The organism is Sphingobacterium sp. UBA2480 (assembly GCF_002341965.1).
Classification (GTDB): domain Bacteria; phylum Bacteroidota; class Bacteroidia; order Sphingobacteriales; family Sphingobacteriaceae; genus Sphingobacterium; species Sphingobacterium multivorum.
Genome location: NZ_DDPA01000009.1, coordinates 79,051 through 95,891, shown reverse-complemented (window position 1 = coordinate 95,891; position 16,841 = coordinate 79,051). Strand labels below are relative to the sequence as shown.

At 39.1% G+C, this 16,841-nt stretch carries 13 protein-coding genes; 8 read left to right on the top strand and 5 right to left on the bottom strand.

Going from position 1 to position 16,841, the window contains the following annotated elements:
• Positions 1-22: 22 nt before the first annotated feature.
• Positions 23-490 (top strand): inner membrane protein YiaA, encoded by a 468-nt coding sequence (gene yiaA, locus B3600_RS21070; protein WP_070569259.1) that lies wholly within the window; start codon positions 23-25, stop codon positions 488-490.
• 97 nt (positions 491-587) lie between these two features.
• Here yiaA and B3600_RS21065 read toward each other — a convergent pair whose 3' ends face one another.
• Both B3600_RS21065 and B3600_RS21060 read right to left on the bottom strand, forming a co-directional pair.
• The gene (locus B3600_RS21065) at positions 588-2,333 is read right to left on the bottom strand and encodes a sensor histidine kinase (RefSeq protein ID WP_112374393.1); all 1,746 of its coding nucleotides are present in this window, start codon (positions 2,331-2,333) and stop codon (positions 588-590) included.
• On the bottom strand, positions 2,330-3,667 hold the full coding sequence (locus B3600_RS21060) for a sigma-54-dependent transcriptional regulator (protein ID WP_112374412.1): 1,338 nt from the start codon (positions 3,665-3,667) through the stop codon (positions 2,330-2,332). The genes B3600_RS21065 and B3600_RS21060 overlap by 4 nt, the downstream gene beginning before the upstream one ends.
• 228 nt (positions 3,668-3,895) lie before the next feature.
• Here B3600_RS21060 and B3600_RS21055 point away from each other — a divergent pair, with 228 nt between their 5' ends.
• From B3600_RS21055 to B3600_RS21045, 3 genes are all read left to right on the top strand, one after another.
• Complete coding sequence (locus tag B3600_RS21055; RefSeq protein WP_286754290.1) at positions 3,896-5,491, top strand: ABC-F family ATP-binding cassette domain-containing protein; 1,596 nt, start codon at positions 3,896-3,898, stop codon at positions 5,489-5,491.
• A gap of 287 nt (positions 5,492-5,778) precedes the next feature.
• Positions 5,779-7,515 carry a GMC family oxidoreductase gene (locus B3600_RS21050; protein WP_070569252.1) on the top strand — a complete coding sequence of 579 codons (1,737 nt, stop codon included), beginning with the start codon at positions 5,779-5,781 and terminating at the stop codon, positions 7,513-7,515.
• Between the two features lie 4 nt (positions 7,516-7,519).
• Positions 7,520-8,152, top strand: a complete 633-nt coding sequence (locus tag B3600_RS21045) for a gluconate 2-dehydrogenase subunit 3 family protein (RefSeq protein ID WP_286754289.1) — start codon at positions 7,520-7,522, stop codon at positions 8,150-8,152.
• 53 nt (positions 8,153-8,205) lie between these two features.
• Here B3600_RS21045 and B3600_RS21040 read toward each other — a convergent pair whose 3' ends face one another.
• Positions 8,206-9,105: an OmpA/MotB family protein gene (locus B3600_RS21040; protein ID WP_046675648.1), complete on the bottom strand. Its 900-nt coding sequence runs from the start codon at positions 9,103-9,105 to the stop codon at positions 8,206-8,208.
• A 103-nt stretch (positions 9,106-9,208) separates the two neighbouring features.
• Positions 9,209-9,733, bottom strand: a complete 525-nt coding sequence (locus tag B3600_RS21035; RefSeq protein ID WP_053003898.1) for a hypothetical protein — start codon at positions 9,731-9,733, stop codon at positions 9,209-9,211.
• Positions 9,734-10,210: 477 nt separating this feature from the next.
• Here B3600_RS21035 and B3600_RS21030 point away from each other — a divergent pair, with 477 nt between their 5' ends.
• The 4 genes from B3600_RS21030 (at position 10,211) to B3600_RS21015 (ending at position 15,267) form a co-directional block, all read left to right on the top strand.
• Entirely contained in the window at positions 10,211-10,585 is a 375-nt protein-coding gene (locus tag B3600_RS21030) for a hypothetical protein (protein ID WP_070569242.1), read from the top strand.
• A gap of 65 nt (positions 10,586-10,650) precedes the next feature.
• The gene (locus B3600_RS21025; protein WP_286754288.1) at positions 10,651-12,624 is read left to right on the top strand and encodes a transglutaminase domain-containing protein; all 1,974 of its coding nucleotides are present in this window, start codon (positions 10,651-10,653) and stop codon (positions 12,622-12,624) included.
• A complete protein-coding gene (locus B3600_RS21020; protein ID WP_070569239.1) occupies positions 12,621-14,522 on the top strand; it encodes a DUF3857 domain-containing protein in 1,902 nt (633 codons plus the stop codon). Before B3600_RS21025 ends, B3600_RS21020 begins: the two co-directional genes overlap by 4 nt.
• A gap of 73 nt (positions 14,523-14,595) precedes the next feature.
• Positions 14,596-15,267, top strand: coding sequence for an HAD family hydrolase (locus B3600_RS21015; RefSeq protein WP_070569236.1), 672 nt, complete (start codon positions 14,596-14,598; stop codon positions 15,265-15,267).
• 159 nt (positions 15,268-15,426) lie between these two features.
• On the opposite strand, the gene B3600_RS21010 is transcribed toward B3600_RS21015, so the two are convergent.
• Positions 15,427-16,818, bottom strand: a complete 1,392-nt coding sequence (locus tag B3600_RS21010; RefSeq protein ID WP_070569233.1) for a sigma-54-dependent transcriptional regulator — start codon at positions 16,816-16,818, stop codon at positions 15,427-15,429.
• Positions 16,819-16,841 lie beyond the last annotated feature (23 nt).

Sequence of the window (16,841 nt, the reverse complement as noted above, 5' to 3'; positions counted from 1 at the left end):
TTAAAACTAAAACAAGAAAATTATGGAACCGCTAAAAAACATGATTGAAGAAAAAAAAGCTGAAAGAAATTTAAACAAAAGAAACCCCTTTAAACCAACAGGCGCCTTTATCGGAGCTTCATGGACCGCACTATTGGTTGGTACCGTTGGCTATTGTGTAGGTTTATGGAATGCAACAATGGCATTAAATGAAAAAGGGTATTATTTTACAATTTTACTATTTGCGCTATTTGCCGTTATCTCCGTTCAAAAAAGTGTAAGAGATAAAGCAGAAGGACTAGCAGTTACCGAGTTATATTATGGTTTAAGTTGGTTTGCAACAATTGCCGCCGTCGTGCTATTAACCGTAGGCTTATGGAATGCGGATCTGCTCCTAAGTGAAAAAGGATTCTATGCCATGTCCTTCTCATTGAGTATTTTTTCAGCTATCGCCGTTCAAAAAAACACACGTGATGCAAAACTGATCGATGACAATGAAATAAAACTTTAGCGGGTGCCTATCCTGCAGCCTCTGCCTAGCAAGCTGCAGGATCTTTAAATCCCTCTTAAGCAAAAAAGGAAGAGCATTTCATTGACTCTTCCTTTTTCTAAGTGGATTGTTTAAGCGACGCAATAGGAAGGTAAACGAAAAATATACTTCCAGTTCCAAAAACACTTTGCACATCAATCTCTCCCCCCATGCTTTCGATAAATTCTTTGCTTATGCTCAATCCCAAACCTGTCCCCCCCTTTGTACTCCCTGGAACTCGGAAATAGCGATCAAAAATCTTCGCTAAATATTGTACGGGAATTCCCTGTCCCTGATCTTCAACACGCAAAAGCACCCTTGCTCCTATTCTTTTTACAGCAAGAGAAATTGTCCCTCCCTTATCTGAATAACGAATTGCATTGGACAACAAATTCGTCAATACCCATGCCGTCTTTTCATTATCAATAAAAACCATCGGAAGATCCTCCTCCAGTTCAAGCGCTATGTGAATTTGCTTTTGGTCAAGCATTGACCGGTTGGCTAACAGCGCATAATCTATAATCGGTCCGATAGCCGCAGGATTCAGCTTCATCTGAATGGTGCCGCTCTCCACCTGCCCAATATCCAAAAGTTCCCCTGTAATTTTTAGGAGCCGCTCTGTATCGTCAGCAATTCCCTCAAGCAGGTCTTTTTGTTCTTCATTCAGCGTTCCTATCCGCTTATTTTCGAGCAATTGGATCCCCATACGTATTGATGCGATTGGTGTCTTCAATTCATGAGATACCGTTCCAATGAAATTTGTTTTCGCTACATCACGTTCCTTAAAACTTGTCACATTCTTCAACAAAATAAATTGTCCAATAAAATGCGTACTCTCCTCTCCTGTTGGTACAACATTAATGTCTATGACCTCCAATTCAAAGTAGTTTTCTTTTCCATAGGCAAAGATCTGAACTAAATCCAGACGCTCAGATTTCTGATTTAAAGAGTCAATCTTATCGAGAAGCTTATTAAGTAAATCATTGGAAGATGCTATTTCCGCTAATTTTTTTCCCTCAAATGCGGCGTGCTTTAACCCCGAAAGCAAACACGCGGGTTCATTTGCAAAAAGCACTCTTTTTTCTTCATCTACCCCTATAACTGCATCATGCATATTATCGATAAGCGCTTCAATTCTCTTTTTATGCTGCAAGATCTTACCCAATTTACTTTCTGTATATTCCTCGAGCTTTTGAGCCATTGTATTGAACGAATGCGCCACTTCTCCAAATTCATCCTTTCGCTTAAAGTGAAGTCTCCTTTTATAGTTCCCAGCAGCAATTTGTTTAATACTATCAGTTAATTGTACAATTGGGCCAGCAATGGCTAGAGGGAGGTTCACAAGCAATACAAATGCCATCATAAAACAAAGCGCACCTACAATGGAGATGGCCAAAATTGCTTTTTCAGCTGTTGCATTGGCAATATTATTTTTGTGTTCAATCGCCTGCATATTAAGATACATTAACTGAAATATATCTTTGTGCAGGTCAGCAGCAATTGTTGCATCTTTCACCTGTTTCTTTAAACTCAAAAAGTGTTGATCTATACGTTCGGTCACCGCCCGTTCTCCAGGCTCGGTTACATTGCGCTTCTGGAGTCTTAAATTATCTTCAAATAGCGCCATGCTCTTCCCATTCGTATGAAGGTCTTCCAAAGCCAGCAACATATTTCTGGAATAATGCAGCGTATTATAATTGTCGACTAAAATATTATTGGTATCTTTTTTTAATCGATAAACATAATACCCACTCACTATCGCAAGCAGCAAGATCATAGAAAATAAAAATCCTACCCCGAATGTCAGCTTTGCTTTAAGTTTCATTGGATTCGATATTCTTCAATTTTTCGATACAAAGTAGCGATGCCGATTTCTAACAATCGAGCTGCTTCAGCTTTATTTCCATTCGTATGTTTTAATACACGTTGTATATGCTGCCTCTCCATGTTGGACATTGCAAAATTTGACAAGACGTTTGCCCCTTCCCTATACTCACGTTCACCAAAAGGAAGGCTCTCCACACCTAATACGCCACCCTCACTCAAAATCACACTGCGTTCAATCACATTTTTCAGTTCACGGATATTTCCCCGCCATAAGTTGCCTTCCAAAGCCTGCACAAACTCAGGGGTCATCTGCAACGGTTTCAAGTTGGATTTTAAAGCAAAGATATCAGCGTAGTATTGCGCCAATGTCGCTATATCTTCAATGCGCTCGCGCAATGGCGGTAATTCAATCGTGAAAACAGAAAGCCTATAAAATAGATCACTCCTGAAATGGTCTGATGCAATTTCGGTTTCGAGATTTCTGTTGGTTGCTGCTATGATGCGCACATCCACTTTCGTTGGTTTGGAGTCCCCAACTTTTAAAAACTCGCCAGTTTCCAAAACACGAAGAATTTTAGCTTGAAGTTCCAAAGCCATCTCCCCGACTTCATCCAGAAAAATAGTCCCCAAATGCGCTTCTTCAAACAAACCACGTTGATCCTTAGTCGCACCAGTGAAAGCACCGGATTTATGGCCAAACAACTCATTTTCCAGCAAATCTTTTGTAAATGCGGCACAATTAATCGCCACAAAACTACGATCTCTTCTTGAACTCGCCTGATGGATTGCCTGTGCAAAAACCTCCTTACCTGTGCCGGTCTCGCCCGTTAGCAAGACCGTTGTATTTGTAACAGCAACTTTTTGTGCCATGCCGATGGCCGCTTTTATTGCACTGGATTTCCCAATAATCTTATCAAAAGAAAGTCGGTCGCCTAATCGTTTTTCTAACTGCTCCACCCTTCTAGCTAATGCAACCTTTTCACAGGCTTTATAAAGCAACGGTATAATGCGATTATTGTCATCTCCTTTCGTAATGTATTCAAAAGCACCATTTTTTATCGCCCGAACGCCATCCGGAATATTCCCGTATGCCGTCAATAAGATAATCTCTACAATTGGATACCGCTCTTTAATTAATTTAGCCGTTTCAACTCCATTACCATCAGGTAGCTTCACATCACAAAGTACAACATCTACATCACTGACTTCAAGCTTTTTTAACCCCGATTTAATGTCAGCAGCCTCGATCACATCAAAACCTTCCAGGCTAATAATTTTGGCCAGCAATTTCCGAAGCTTCTCTTCGTCATCTATAAGGAGAACTCTATTCACAATATTCGTTTTTTCAAAAGTACAATTTGTCCCAAGCAAATAGTAGAAAAATAAACAATTTGACTATTCCTCAAAAACTTTCCCGACATCAAAATAAAAACGCTATATTTGTAGCGCTCAACATCGTTAAAACTGCATGTAAGATTAAAATTCTTTAGAACGAAATAAATACCATCCATTGACGATACCCGTCCAAATGGTCTTTTCTAACATTTAAAGAATTTCAACATGCTTTCATTACAACAACTTTCCTATATACATCCAAATAAAGATTTATTGTTTGAGAACATAAATCTGCACATAAACGCGCAAGAGAAAATCGCACTGATCGGTCATAACGGCGTTGGAAAATCAACGGCACTACAACTGATTGCCAAAGAATTATCGCCGACCAGTGGGAGCATACATAATAGCGCTAGCACCTATTATGTCCCTCAGGTTGTTGGACAATTCGAGCATAAGACGGTGGCTGAAGCACTTAGAATCGATAAAAAATTGAATGCTCTTTATGCCATATTGGCCGGTGATGCGTCTGAGGAAAATTTCAATAGACTTCAAGATGACTGGGCTTTGGAAGAACGTTGCCAAGAGGCTTTCAAACAATGGGATCTGCCCAACATACAATTGGCTCAGCAAATGTCTTCCCTTAGTGGTGGACAAAAAACAAAAGTTTTATTGTCCGGAATCCAGATTCATCGATCCGAGCTTATTCTTCTTGATGAACCGAGCAACCATTTGGATATGGACAGCAGAACACAACTATACGATTGGATTCAATCAAGCAAAAATACTATAGTCGTTGTCAGCCACGATAGAACCCTGCTTAATTTACTGGATGACATGGCTGAAATGGTCCCAAATGGCATCAAGCGATATGGGGGTAATTATACCTTTTACGAGGCTCAAAAGGAGATCGAACGCCATGCGTTGCAACACGATATCCACCACAAGGAAAGAGCGATCAAAATCGCAAAAGAGAAAGAAAGAGAAACAATCGAGCGCCAAAACAGACTAAACAACCGTGGTCAAAAAAAGCAGGAGAAGGCAGGTGTAGCTCGCATAATGATGAATACGTTACGTAATAATGCTGAAAAGAGTACCGCCAAAATTAAAAATGTACACCAGGACAAAATTGGAGATATCAGATCGGATCTACAGGAACTTCGTGGTTCACAATCCGCATTGGATGAAATTAAAATAGATTTGGGAAACAGTAATTTTCCAACAGGAAAAAGTATGATCAAGGCCGAAAACATCAATTTCAGCTATGACGCAAAGCAGCTTTGGAAAGATAATATAAACGTTCAATTATTCAGTGGGGATCGTATCGCACTCCAAGGCCCGAACGGATCTGGGAAAACAACATTAGTTAAACTCCTTCTCAACCAACTAATGCCTGAACAAGGAAAAATTGAGCGGCAATCATTTCGCGCAATCTATTTAGATCAGACGTATTCCATATTATCTCCACATTTAAGTATTTATGAGCAAGCGCAGCAATTCAATACCGCCGCGCTACCTGAACATGAAATCAAAATTAGACTCAATCGGTTCTTATTTGGAAAAGACGATTGGGACAAGCCCTGCCAACTATTGAGTGGCGGTGAAAAAATGCGTCTGATAGTATGCTGTCTCACCATCCAGCAACAGTCTCCCGATTTGATTATCCTTGATGAGCCTACAAACAATTTAGATCTTCAAAATATACTGATGCTAACCAGAGCGATTCAGCTTTATAAAGGTACCCTACTCGTCATTTCACACGATGAAGTGTTTCTACAAGAAATCCATATAAACAAAGTCATCAAATTAAAAAACCTCTAAAAGATAACGCCGTGTATTTCGCTGCAACGAAATACACGGAATATTTAGTATCGCTCGCCATAAAATTTTAATAAAACAGAGTATTTTTTGTAACAATCCCATATTCTTTATTTAAAATCTGCTAAATCGATAAATTAAATTAAAAAAAACAAATTTTTATCGATATATTCACGATGATTTTAAACATGAAACAATAACCATTAAATTAATTGAACCTCCACATTTACATAGTAAGCCTTCAGGCAAATGTATCGCACAGGCCTCTCAATTAATTACTTCATTTAATTATGTCAGATTATCAAATTAAAGAAAATCCCGAATTATTTGACGCCATCGTAGTTGGTTCCGGCGCAGGTGGTGGTATGGCAGGTTATATACTTGCACATGCGGGGCTTAAAGTATTGATGCTGGAAGCAGGTCCTTTTTATGACCCAGCAAAAGATTCGTTACAACTACGCTGGCCTTGGGAATCCCCAAGAAGAGGTGCGGGTACCACAAGACCATTCGGGGATTTTGACGCAGCCTTTGGTGGCTGGCAAATCGAAGGCGAACCCTACAGCAAAGTAGCGGGAACTGAATTTGAATGGTTTAGAGCACGCATGCTGGGCGGCAGAACCAACCACTGGGGTCGAATTTCATTGCGTATGGGACCTGACGATTTCAAGCCAAAGGATGGAGTAACGGATGAATGGCCTATTACTTATGAAGAGGTTAAGCCATTTTATGACCGTGTAGATCGAATGATCGGAATATATGGCACGGCAGAAGGTATTCATAACGAACCCGATGGTATTTTTATGAAACCACCTAAGCCACGCTTAAACGAACTATATATTGCAAAAGGTGCAAAAAAAGCTGGAGTTCCAGTGATTCCAGGAAGAGGGGCGGTATTAACCGAAGTATCAAAAGATATTAAAGATCGAGGTACCTGTTTCTACTGTGGGCAATGTGGTCGTGCATGTAAAGTTTATGGAGACTTTTCCTCTTCATCTTGTCTGGTTATTCCAGCGATGAAAACGGGTAACCTGAAGGTGATAGACAATGCAATGGTAAGAGAAGTCATTACAAATGATGAAGGAATTGCAGTTGGTGTTTCTTATGTTAACACCAAGGATTTGCAGGAATATACCGTTAAGGGGAAAACCGTTATTTTGGGTGCTAGTGCCTGTGAAAGTGCGCGGATCATGTTAAACTCCAAATCAAAATCACATCCTGGTGGTGTTGGTAATAGCAGCGGTTTAGTTGGAAAATATCTCCACGATTCTACGGGAGCCAGCTTATCGGGCTTTTTACCACAGCTACTCGACCGGAAGCGTTATAATGAAGATGGCGTTGGAAGTGTCCATATTTATTCACCATGGTGGGAAGATAATGCCAAATTGAACTTCCCTAGAGGTTACCACATCGAATACGGCGGTGGTTTACATATGCCATCTTATGGATTTTTGAATTGGGTACCGAAAGTAAATGACCATGCAAAAAATTCAGCTGGAAAGTCAAAGGCCAAAGGCGGTTATGGTACTGCATTAAAAGAAGATTTCCGCAGCTATTATGGTGCAAATGTCGGCATGGCAGGACGCGGAACGGCATTGGCAAGAAAAGACAATTATTGTGAAATTGACCCCGATAAAGTCGACAAATTCGGAATTCCTGTACTACGTTTCAACTACAAATGGGCCAATGAAGAAATCGCGCAAGCCAAGCACATGCAAGAGACATTTCAGTCTATTATGCACGAAATGGGCGCTGTCATCACTTCTAAAATACCCGGAGCAGATACATTGTACGGGCTAGAAGCTCCAGGAAAAATTATTCATGAAGGCGGTACCACAAGAATGGGAAATGACCCGAAAACCTCCGTATTGAACAAATGGGGACAAGCCCACGATTGTAAAAATCTCTATGTCGTCGATGCGGGACCATTTGTTCAACAAGGTGACAAAAACCTGACCTGGACAATACTCGCTTTATCGATGCGAACAGCAGAATATATACTTCAAGAAAAGAAAAAATTAAACGGTTAAAAGCATGAATAGAAGAGAATCTTTAAGAGCATTAGGATTAATTGCAGCTGGATCTGGTCTTTTAACCGCAGCCTGCAATTCAAAAGATGCTAAAAATGCAGCAGCAGACAATGGCAAAAAATTACCTGGAGTCCAGGATTTTGAATATGAACGCACAGAACAATTATACGCCGAAAAGTTTTTCGACGAACATGAAATGGCGACAATCACTGTTTTGGCTGACATTATTATTCCTAAGGACAATATTTCAGGAAGCGCTTCGGAAGCGGGAGTACCCGATTTTATCGAATTTATTGTAAAAGATTTGCCTGATAATAAAATCCCGATGCGCGGCGGACTTCGTTGGCTCGACCTCCAGTCCAAAAAGCGTTACGGAACAGTATTTATCAAATGTAGCGCAAAAGATCAACTTGCGTTGGTGGATGATATCGCCTACCCTGATTTGGCAAGGCCGGAAATGAAACAAGGTGCCGCCTTCTTTTCATTGATGCGCAACCTGACTTCTTCAGGATTTTACACCAGTGAAATGGGTGTAAAAGATATTGGCTATGCCGGAAATAAACCTGGAGTCTGGAATGGTGTACCAGATGATGTATTAAAAGAACACGGCTTTGATCCAAGTAAATTCTTTGGATAATAAAAAAATCCTTTCCATTTTGGAAAGGATTTTTTTATTTACCTAATTAAAATCTATTGTGCCGATGGTACCTCGGTAGCCTCCGGGGCCTTATCAATCAACTCCATAAATTGATCCAATTTAGGGGTTATAATAATCTGCGTTCTTCGATTCCGTTGCTTACCTAGCGCGGTCGTATTATCTGCAATTGGATTATATTCTCCTCTACCACCTGCAGTTAAACGCTTAGGATCCACACCGTATTTATTTTGTAAAGCCTGTACCACAGAAGAGGCTCTCAGGGTACTTAAATCCCAGTTATTCCGAATATTAGGTTTAGAAATTGGATCCGTATCGGTATTACCTTCAATCAAAACTTCATAATCTCTATAATCCTGTATAATTTTCGCAATTTTGCTTAACGTCTGATCGGCCCTATCATTAATTTCATAGCTACCGGATTTGTAAAGCATGTTATCAGCAAGTGAGATATAAACGACCCCTTTTAATACCTGTACATCAACTTCCTGCAGTTCCTCACGGCTAAGTGATCTTGTCAAATTATTGGTCAATACCAGATTCAAGGAATCGGATTTGTTTTTCGTCTCAACGAGATGCTTAATGTATTTATTTGAAGCGTTAATTTCATCAACCAGCTTAGAAATATTAATATTTCCCTGTGAATTCTGATTAATACTGTTATCGAGCGATTTCTGCAAAGCAGCATAAGCTGATCGGAGGTCCGCATTATTTTGACGTTCAGAAGCCAACTGATCTTCTAAGCTCTTGATCCGCGTCCGGCCTTCAGCTAATTGAAGTTGTCCATCCTGATATTGCTTGGTCAATTGACTGTGCTCCGTTTGCAATTTACTATAGTCGGACTGTAAACCAGCATATTGCTTTTTGCTGACACCACATCCGACAACAAACAAACTGGCCGTTAATACAGTCATTGGAAAAACTAAATTCTTCATGATATACTCTTTTTGTAGATGTTGAACTAATTCATATAGCAAGATACGCAATATTCTAGCCAAAATACCCCACAGTCTTGTCAAATTAACAACCTTTAACGTCCTATTGGGCTAGCTCCTTCAACTCTGTAGCGCTAAATACTTGCCCACCTTTAAGATAAGGATTGGCGCCTTTGAGATAATTATAAATAATGGATTTAGCCTCTTCATTGGGTAATTTATAAAGGTTTTTAACCAGGAAATTTTTATCCTCAAGGATATTATTGTTGTAGCCCAAAAAAGAAGGCGCATGCACCTGTACGCTCCAACGTATAAACCGCGCTTCAATATGGTTTGGATTTTCCTTAATCACTTCTTCCAAATGCTTTTTCCCCTCTTTGAATTGCCCAACTTTCTTAAATGGATTGCCGATATGTTTCGCTAACAGTATTTGATAGGCGGCTAGATAGGCTTTCTCTGTCGGCGATTTGGCCCCTTCGGTCAATGTCTCCAAATTATGTTCACACAGATCCTCGTCCTTCACGGCCTCCGCATATTCTTTTCGAATTTTCTCCATATTCACCTGCTGGCCAAGCCCAACTTTTGTTAAAGTGAAAAGAACAATTGTCAATACTATTCGTGTTATCATAATTATAAATCAGGCTATTTCAACAATTTCAATTTCCGACTTAAATTACTAAAAAAATCGAATCCAACTATTAATTTTCAATTATCATACCATAAAGGCCAAAATTCATGTCATCGTATCGCCACAGCTAGCCTTAAAAAAGAGAAAATTCTTTATTAAAGTATATTTTTAAAGCAATTTTGCTCCATGAAACTGATTTTAGAAACAAGCCCAGTCTGGTTAAAGGTGATTTTGTCAATTCTATTTGGTGTGATATTAGGCTGCTTTTTAGGGGAAATAGTTTACACCTTATTGCAGGCATAAGCTCTTCATCATAATCGATATCCCCTCCTTTACCTGAGGATCTGCTGAATTTTATGCCTACAGATAGACCGCTAATTGCGGTTATTTGAATAGACCACTAAGTTTCATTATCCTTGCCAAAAATCAAATTATTTTTGCTATATTGCTTATACCAATATAAATTTAAAGCGAGCTATGGAGACTAAAGCAGAGTATCAGATTTGGGACACTATTGTGAATAGCGCAAAAACTAAATTCGATTATAAGCATATTCGTGCTATGTTTAAAAAGGAAGATGACGAAATAACCGATAAGTTTCTATTCCATATTATTGCAGGATTTGCCTGTGGTGAAAATCATCAGACCATCTCAACCAATCTTTTCAATGAATTACAAAGTATTCATTTTGAATGCAATGAAGAACAGATCGACCGGTTTATCGCTGATAAGCACGTAAAATTCAGTCCTGAAATCTACGCCACCTATCTTGCATTCTCTATGCTGGAAGATGGTGAAGAGGTCGATAACATCACCGAAATCATTAATAATCTTTTGCAACTAGATAAATAATTATCCGGAAGTATCGTTTAATTTTGGCTAAAAACTTATATTCGTGAATTATTACACCTATAGTTATGCGCCAGTTTTTAACGCTATTTTTAATATTTTCTATTTATACAAATAGTATAGCCCAGACTTTTGACTTTGGTAAAGTTTCTATTTCAGATTTTTCACGAACAGATCTGGATAGCAATGCCAATGCAATCGTGCTCAATGAGTTTGGACGGAGCTCTGTCTTTGTTGATGATTATGATAATCGCGTAAAACTTCAACATGAATACCATGTAATTATCCGGATCAATAACAAAGAAGGGTTTAAAAAAGCTAATTTTGAAATTCCTTCGTATAAACGCGGGAGTTACGTCCGTGACTATTTTGACGAACTAAAGGCTGTTACGTATAATTTAGAAAATGGTAGGATCGAGAAAACAGAGCTTGAAAATAAAAAAGTTTTCAAGGAAAATTACTCAGCCTATCTGGATCTTAATAAGTTCACCCTTCCGAATATTAAAGAAGGATCTATTATTGAAGTGTCTTATCGGACGCTGGAGCAGGATTTATTTAATTTCAAGACATGGGAATTCCAAGATGATATCCCCAAAATACAAAGCCAATATATCGCAATTATTCCCGCTTCCTTCGCCTACAATGTAGTTTTACGCGGCCCCTACAAGCTTAGCGATCAAAAAGCCGAAGCACTGAAAGAATTTATTTTCCTGGATGGGCTGCGAATGGATTGTTCAAAATTGACCTATACCATGAAGAACATTCCGGCATTTATGGAAGAGGATTACATGACTTCGCCAACCAATTTCAAATCTGCGATCTATTATGAGCTTGAATCGATCTTTTATCCGAGCACAGGCAGCAAGAAGACATTTAGCAAAACCTGGAAGGACGTCGATACAGACCTCATGAATGAAAAGACTTTTGGAGGTCAATTAAAAAAAACAGACTTATTCAAAGCCAATTTAGCAACAATTCTATCGCCCACTGACACCAAATTAGAAAAAGCAAAAAAGATATATAACTATATCAACAAACAAATAAAATGGAATAATTATTTAGGTAAATATGCTGAAACTGGTATTGAAAAAGCACTGGAAAAACGAACCGGGAATATTGGCGACATCAATTTAGCACTGGTAACTGCTTTATTGGCGGCAGATCTGGAAGCCTATCCTATTATTTTATCAACACGTCGAAATGGTACACCCAATGGCCTATTCCCGGTATTATCGGACTTTGATTACGTCATCGCTTGCGTGGATATAGACGGTGTAAAGTATAAACTCGATGCCTCCAATTTATATTTACCTTTTGGACAGCTCCCTTTACAATGCTTAAATGAACGGGGAAGAATCATCTACTCCAAAAAAAGTTCCGATTGGTTTCCACTTACGGCTCAAGAATCTTCCGATGTAAACTATATCTTGGAAGGGTCTCTGAATGACCAATTTAAAATCAAGGGAAAACTCACCATAAGCAGTAGCGGTAACAAAGCACTCCTAAAGCGGCAACATATTGCCAAATTCAACTCTTTGGAGGAATACTGGGAAAAACTAGACGAAGAAATGCCCAATATCACGTTAACAAAATCAAGTATTCAAAACCTGGAGGATATCGATCAACTATTGATAGAAGAATTTGATGTTATCCTAGATGTCTCCAAACAAATGGAACAAGACATACTCGTATTGGCTCCAAATATTATTGACAGGATTTCCTACAACCCCTTTAAAGCACAGGAAAGAACTTATCCGGTTGATATGGGTTTTAAATCCAAAACATTGTACTCCGTTAAATTGACCATTCCTGATCATTATGAAATTGCTGAGAAGCCTCAGAATGCATCGTTAGCGCTCCCGGAGTCAACTGCAAAATATAGATATGTAACGCAGGTCAATGGCAATCAACTTGAAATACTACAGAGCCTCGCGTTCAACAAACCCATCTTTTCAGTCGATGAGTATTTTTCGCTCAAAGAATTGTATTCACGTATTATTCAACAACAAAAGCTAGACATAAAATTAATCGGTAAAAAATGAAAATCGTATTCATCAACTTACTATACTTCCTGCTTCCGATCCTCGCAATTGGGCAAGATAACTACGACGTCGCCAATATTCCAAGTACATTAAAGAGCAGGGCTGTCGCTACGGTGCGCAATGATAAAACGGTGGTAGAAATAAAATCTCCCGAACAAGTCATCACCACCATAACCTGTGCCATAACAGTGTATAATAAAAATGGAGACCGGTATGCCACGCTCCCAGTATATTATAATAAATCTACCGAGATCAAGAGTCTTAAAGGGGCTATCTATAATGAAATGGGAATATTGCAAAAGAAAATTGCAACGAAAGATTTCAAAGATATTAGCGCTGTGGACAATAGTACGATGTTTGCCGATTCCCGGGTAAAACTATTTGTACCTGACTACCATAGCTATCCCTACACCGTCGAATACCAATACGAGGTTAGGAGTAAACAAAACTTGATCATTCCATCTTGGACTCCTGAAGTGTCCAATAATGTATCTGTAGAAAAAAGCAGCTTTCAATTTATTGCACCAATAGGCACAGAATGTCGAATTGAAACAACGAATTATAAAGGAAGTATCAAAGAAGAGAAAAATGACAAAACGGAAAGTAAAACATGGAATGCTGAACAGATCGCGGCAAAAAAAGAGGAATCTTATAGCCCCAACCCTAGCCTGAAAAGAACAAACGTACTCATCGTTCCCAAAAATTTTATTTATTATGGTAAGACAGGAAATTTCGGGGACTGGAAAGAATTTGGCCAATGGGTATCCAACAGCCTATTGAACAAAAAAGACGATTTGACGGAAGCGTCTAAACAAAAATTTATTGCATTAACAAAAGACGCAAGCTCAGATAAGGACAAAGCAAAGATTCTATACAATTACTTACAAAAAAATACACGTTACATCAGCATCCAAATCGGTATTGGGGGCTTGGAGCCCTTTCCCGCTTCTGAGGTTGACCGCTTAGGTTATGGTGATTGTAAAGCACTGGCCAATTACATGCGAAGCATGTTGTCGGCCGTCAATATCCCTTCCTATTACTGTATTGTCGAAGCAGGCAGACGCAAAGAAAGTTTCCACAAAACCTTTGCAAATGCCCAGGACGGTAATCACGTCATTCTATGTATTCCATTCAAAAATGATACGACCTGGCTGGAATGCACGAGCCAAAACCTTCCATTTGGTTTTCTTAGCGACTTTACCGACGATAGAGATGTCGTTGCCTGTACCGAAAATGGCGGAGTTATCATGCATACACCGAAATACATTAACTCCACCAACCTTCAATTGCGCTATGCCGACCTAAAACTTTCGGAAGACGGAAGCATCCAGGGGACCTTAAACACCAAATTCTACGGAGCCCAATATGAGAACCATATGGACGTGCTTTTAGCCAGCAATAATGATAAGAATAAGCTCCTCACGGAATACTATAATATAGACAATATCAATTTTAATCAGGTAAACTATATTGAACATAAGGAGGAAAATCCATTTATCGAGGAGAACCTGAATATTTTTATTAAAAACTATGCGGTGAAAAATGGTAATAAACTTTTGATCCAGCCTAATTTATTCAATACACATTCCAGCATTGCCGAAAGTAGAAATAGAACGGAAGATATTTTCATTGAAAGAGGCTACGCCGATATCGATAGCATTAGCATTGCCCTTCCAGAAAATATGCTCAAAAACATAACTTCTGAGAAGAAAATTATTGAGAAACCATTTGGAAAATATGAATTTAGGTCAGAAATAAAAGACAATAAACTGTTCACCTACAGAAAACTGGAACTTTTTGAAGGCAGTTATCCTGCCAGTACTTATGAAGACTTTTTCCAATTTCATAATGAGGTAAGCAGCTGCGACAAGGGACGCTTTAATCTAAGCTTTCTCTAGTCGGAAGAAAATATTTACCAGAATATGAAGGAGTAAAATCGATCAAATAAGGCAATTATTGTATATTAGCTCAATGACAGAATACGCAGCGATATTTGACATGGACGGTGTTATCAGCCACACCAACCCTTTCCATGCGGAAGCTTTTAGAGCTTTTTTTAAAAACCACAATGTACAACAGGCGACAGAAGAGGAATTTGAGCAGCATATGTATGGTAAGCATAATAGTTACATTATGCAACATTTCTTTCAACGTCCGATATCCCCTGAGGAACTGCGGACCCTTGAATTTGAAAAAGAGCAGCTTTTTAGAGTCATTTATAAAGAGCACGTTGCCCCTATTAAGGGCCTGATTGAATTTCTGACAGAATTAAAGAATAACGGTTTTAAGCTTGCTGTGGCGACATCAGCTCCACGAGAGAATATGGATTTAATTCTGGACGAATTGAATATACGCCAGCTCTTCTCGTCCACACTGAGCAGCGAAGATGTGAAACTACATAAGCCACATCCTGAGGTTTACCTAAAATCTGCAGAAAACCTGCAAATTCCTGTTGACCGCTGTATTGTTTTTGAAGATTCTTTTTCTGGTATTACCGCAGCGAAAAATGCTGAAATGAAAGTTGTTGCCGTACTTTCAACCCATAAAAAAGAAGAATTGCCTGCAAGTGATGATTATATAAATAATTATACAGAAATATCTGTTGCCAATGTAAAGGCCATTTTAAAAACACAAGAATTATAACTTGGTTGAGTGTGTGCCGACACTTAGCCCGAGGACTTCAGCTGTCTCCTCTCTACCGATAAAAAAAGAGATTCCTTAAGGAATCTCTTTTTTTATCGGTTTGCCCAAGCGAGCTGCAATTTTCGTTCACCGCTGCTAGACTAAATTTTCACGAAGTGATTAATCTCTTTTTAGACCAAACTTCTCTATTTTACTATACAGATGGCTACGTTGAATATCTAAATCGTCGGCCGTCTTGGAGACGTTCCAATTATTTTTTTCCAATTTATATTTTATAAATTCTTTCTCCGCATGATCTTTATAATCTTGAAACGAATCAAAGGAGTCCATATCTAAACCATAATTCGTTGCGCCTTTTTCATGCGCTATACCGTTTACCGGTTCACGAGAAGGATTAGCAAATGCGACAACATCTTTATCTGTAATAGATCGATCACTCAAAATAATTAAACGTTCAATCATATTGCGCAATTCCCGAATATTACCTGTCCAGGGAAGATGGCTCAATTCCCGCATGGCCGCAGTCGTAATTTCCTTCACAGGTATCCCATATTCCATACAGATTTCTTCACAAAAATTTGTTGAAAGCAGGGGAATATCATCCACACGGTCGATCAAAGCAGGTACATGAATCAAGATTACCGACAGGCGGTGATACAAGTCCATTCTAAAATTGCCATCCTCAATTTCCTTCAAGAGATCTTTATTGGTCGCGGCTACTACCCTGACATTGACGTCAATTTCTTTATCGCCACCCACTCTGGTGATTTTATGTTCCTGTAATGCCCTTAACACTTTAGCTTGAGCGGATAGACTCATGTCTCCGATCTCATCCAAGAACAATGTTCCACCACTCGCTTGTTCAAATTTTCCGATACGCTGTTTAATAGCTGAAGTGAAGGATCCTTTTTCATGGCCAAATAATTCTGATTCAATTAATTCGGAAGGTATCGCAGCACAGTTCACTTCAATAAGCGGTCCCTGCGCACGATTCGATTTCTCATGCAGCCAACGTGCCACAAGCTCCTTTCCCGAACCATTTGCTCCAGTTATCAATACACGTGCTTCTGTCGGTGCTACGCGATCAATTGTCTCTTTAATACGTTTGATTGCCCCAGACTCACCCAATATATCTTTAGTTTTCGAACTGCTAACTTTTCGTTTCAGTACTTTGGTTTCGGTGACTAGGGAACTTTTATCCAGTGCATTCCGAACGGTGATCAATAATCTGTTCAGGTCCAGCGGTTTTTCTAAAAAGTCAAATGCTCCTTTTTTCGCCGCTTCAACAGCTGTTTCAATCGTACCATGTCCTGAGATCATAATAAAAGGGATATCCGGGCTGCTTTGGTGTGCTTCCGCCAAAACTTCCATCCCATCCATCGTATTCATCTTGATATCGCAGAGAACAAGATCTATTTTTTCCTTTTTTAAAATATCTAATCCATCCCGGCCATTGTCGACATCTAAAATCGTATAATCTTCATATTCCAAGATATCACGCAACGAACTTCTGATGGCGCGCTCATCATCAATGATTAAAATTGTACTCATAAATCGAGAGTTATGCTATTTTT

Coding starts and splice junctions, on each gene's coding strand:
- yiaA (WP_070569259.1), top strand. CDS start 23: ATGGAACCGCTAAAAAACATGATTGAAGAAAAAAAAGCTGAAAGAAAT.
- B3600_RS21065 (WP_112374393.1), bottom strand. CDS start 2,333: ATGAAACTTAAAGCAAAGCTGACATTCGGGGTAGGATTTTTATTTTCT.
- B3600_RS21055 (WP_286754290.1), top strand. CDS start 3,896: ATGCTTTCATTACAACAACTTTCCTATATACATCCAAATAAAGATTTA.
- B3600_RS21050 (WP_070569252.1), top strand. CDS start 5,779: ATGTCAGATTATCAAATTAAAGAAAATCCCGAATTATTTGACGCCATC.
- B3600_RS21045 (WP_286754289.1), top strand. CDS start 7,520: ATGAATAGAAGAGAATCTTTAAGAGCATTAGGATTAATTGCAGCTGGA.
- B3600_RS21040 (WP_046675648.1), bottom strand. CDS start 9,105: ATGAAGAATTTAGTTTTTCCAATGACTGTATTAACGGCCAGTTTGTTT.
- B3600_RS21035 (WP_053003898.1), bottom strand. CDS start 9,733: ATGATAACACGAATAGTATTGACAATTGTTCTTTTCACTTTAACAAAA.
- B3600_RS21030 (WP_070569242.1), top strand. CDS start 10,211: ATGGAGACTAAAGCAGAGTATCAGATTTGGGACACTATTGTGAATAGC.
- B3600_RS21025 (WP_286754288.1), top strand. CDS start 10,651: ATGCGCCAGTTTTTAACGCTATTTTTAATATTTTCTATTTATACAAAT.
- B3600_RS21020 (WP_070569239.1), top strand. CDS start 12,621: ATGAAAATCGTATTCATCAACTTACTATACTTCCTGCTTCCGATCCTC.
- B3600_RS21015 (WP_070569236.1), top strand. CDS start 14,596: ATGACAGAATACGCAGCGATATTTGACATGGACGGTGTTATCAGCCAC.
- B3600_RS21010 (WP_070569233.1), bottom strand. CDS start 16,818: ATGAGTACAATTTTAATCATTGATGATGAGCGCGCCATCAGAAGTTCG.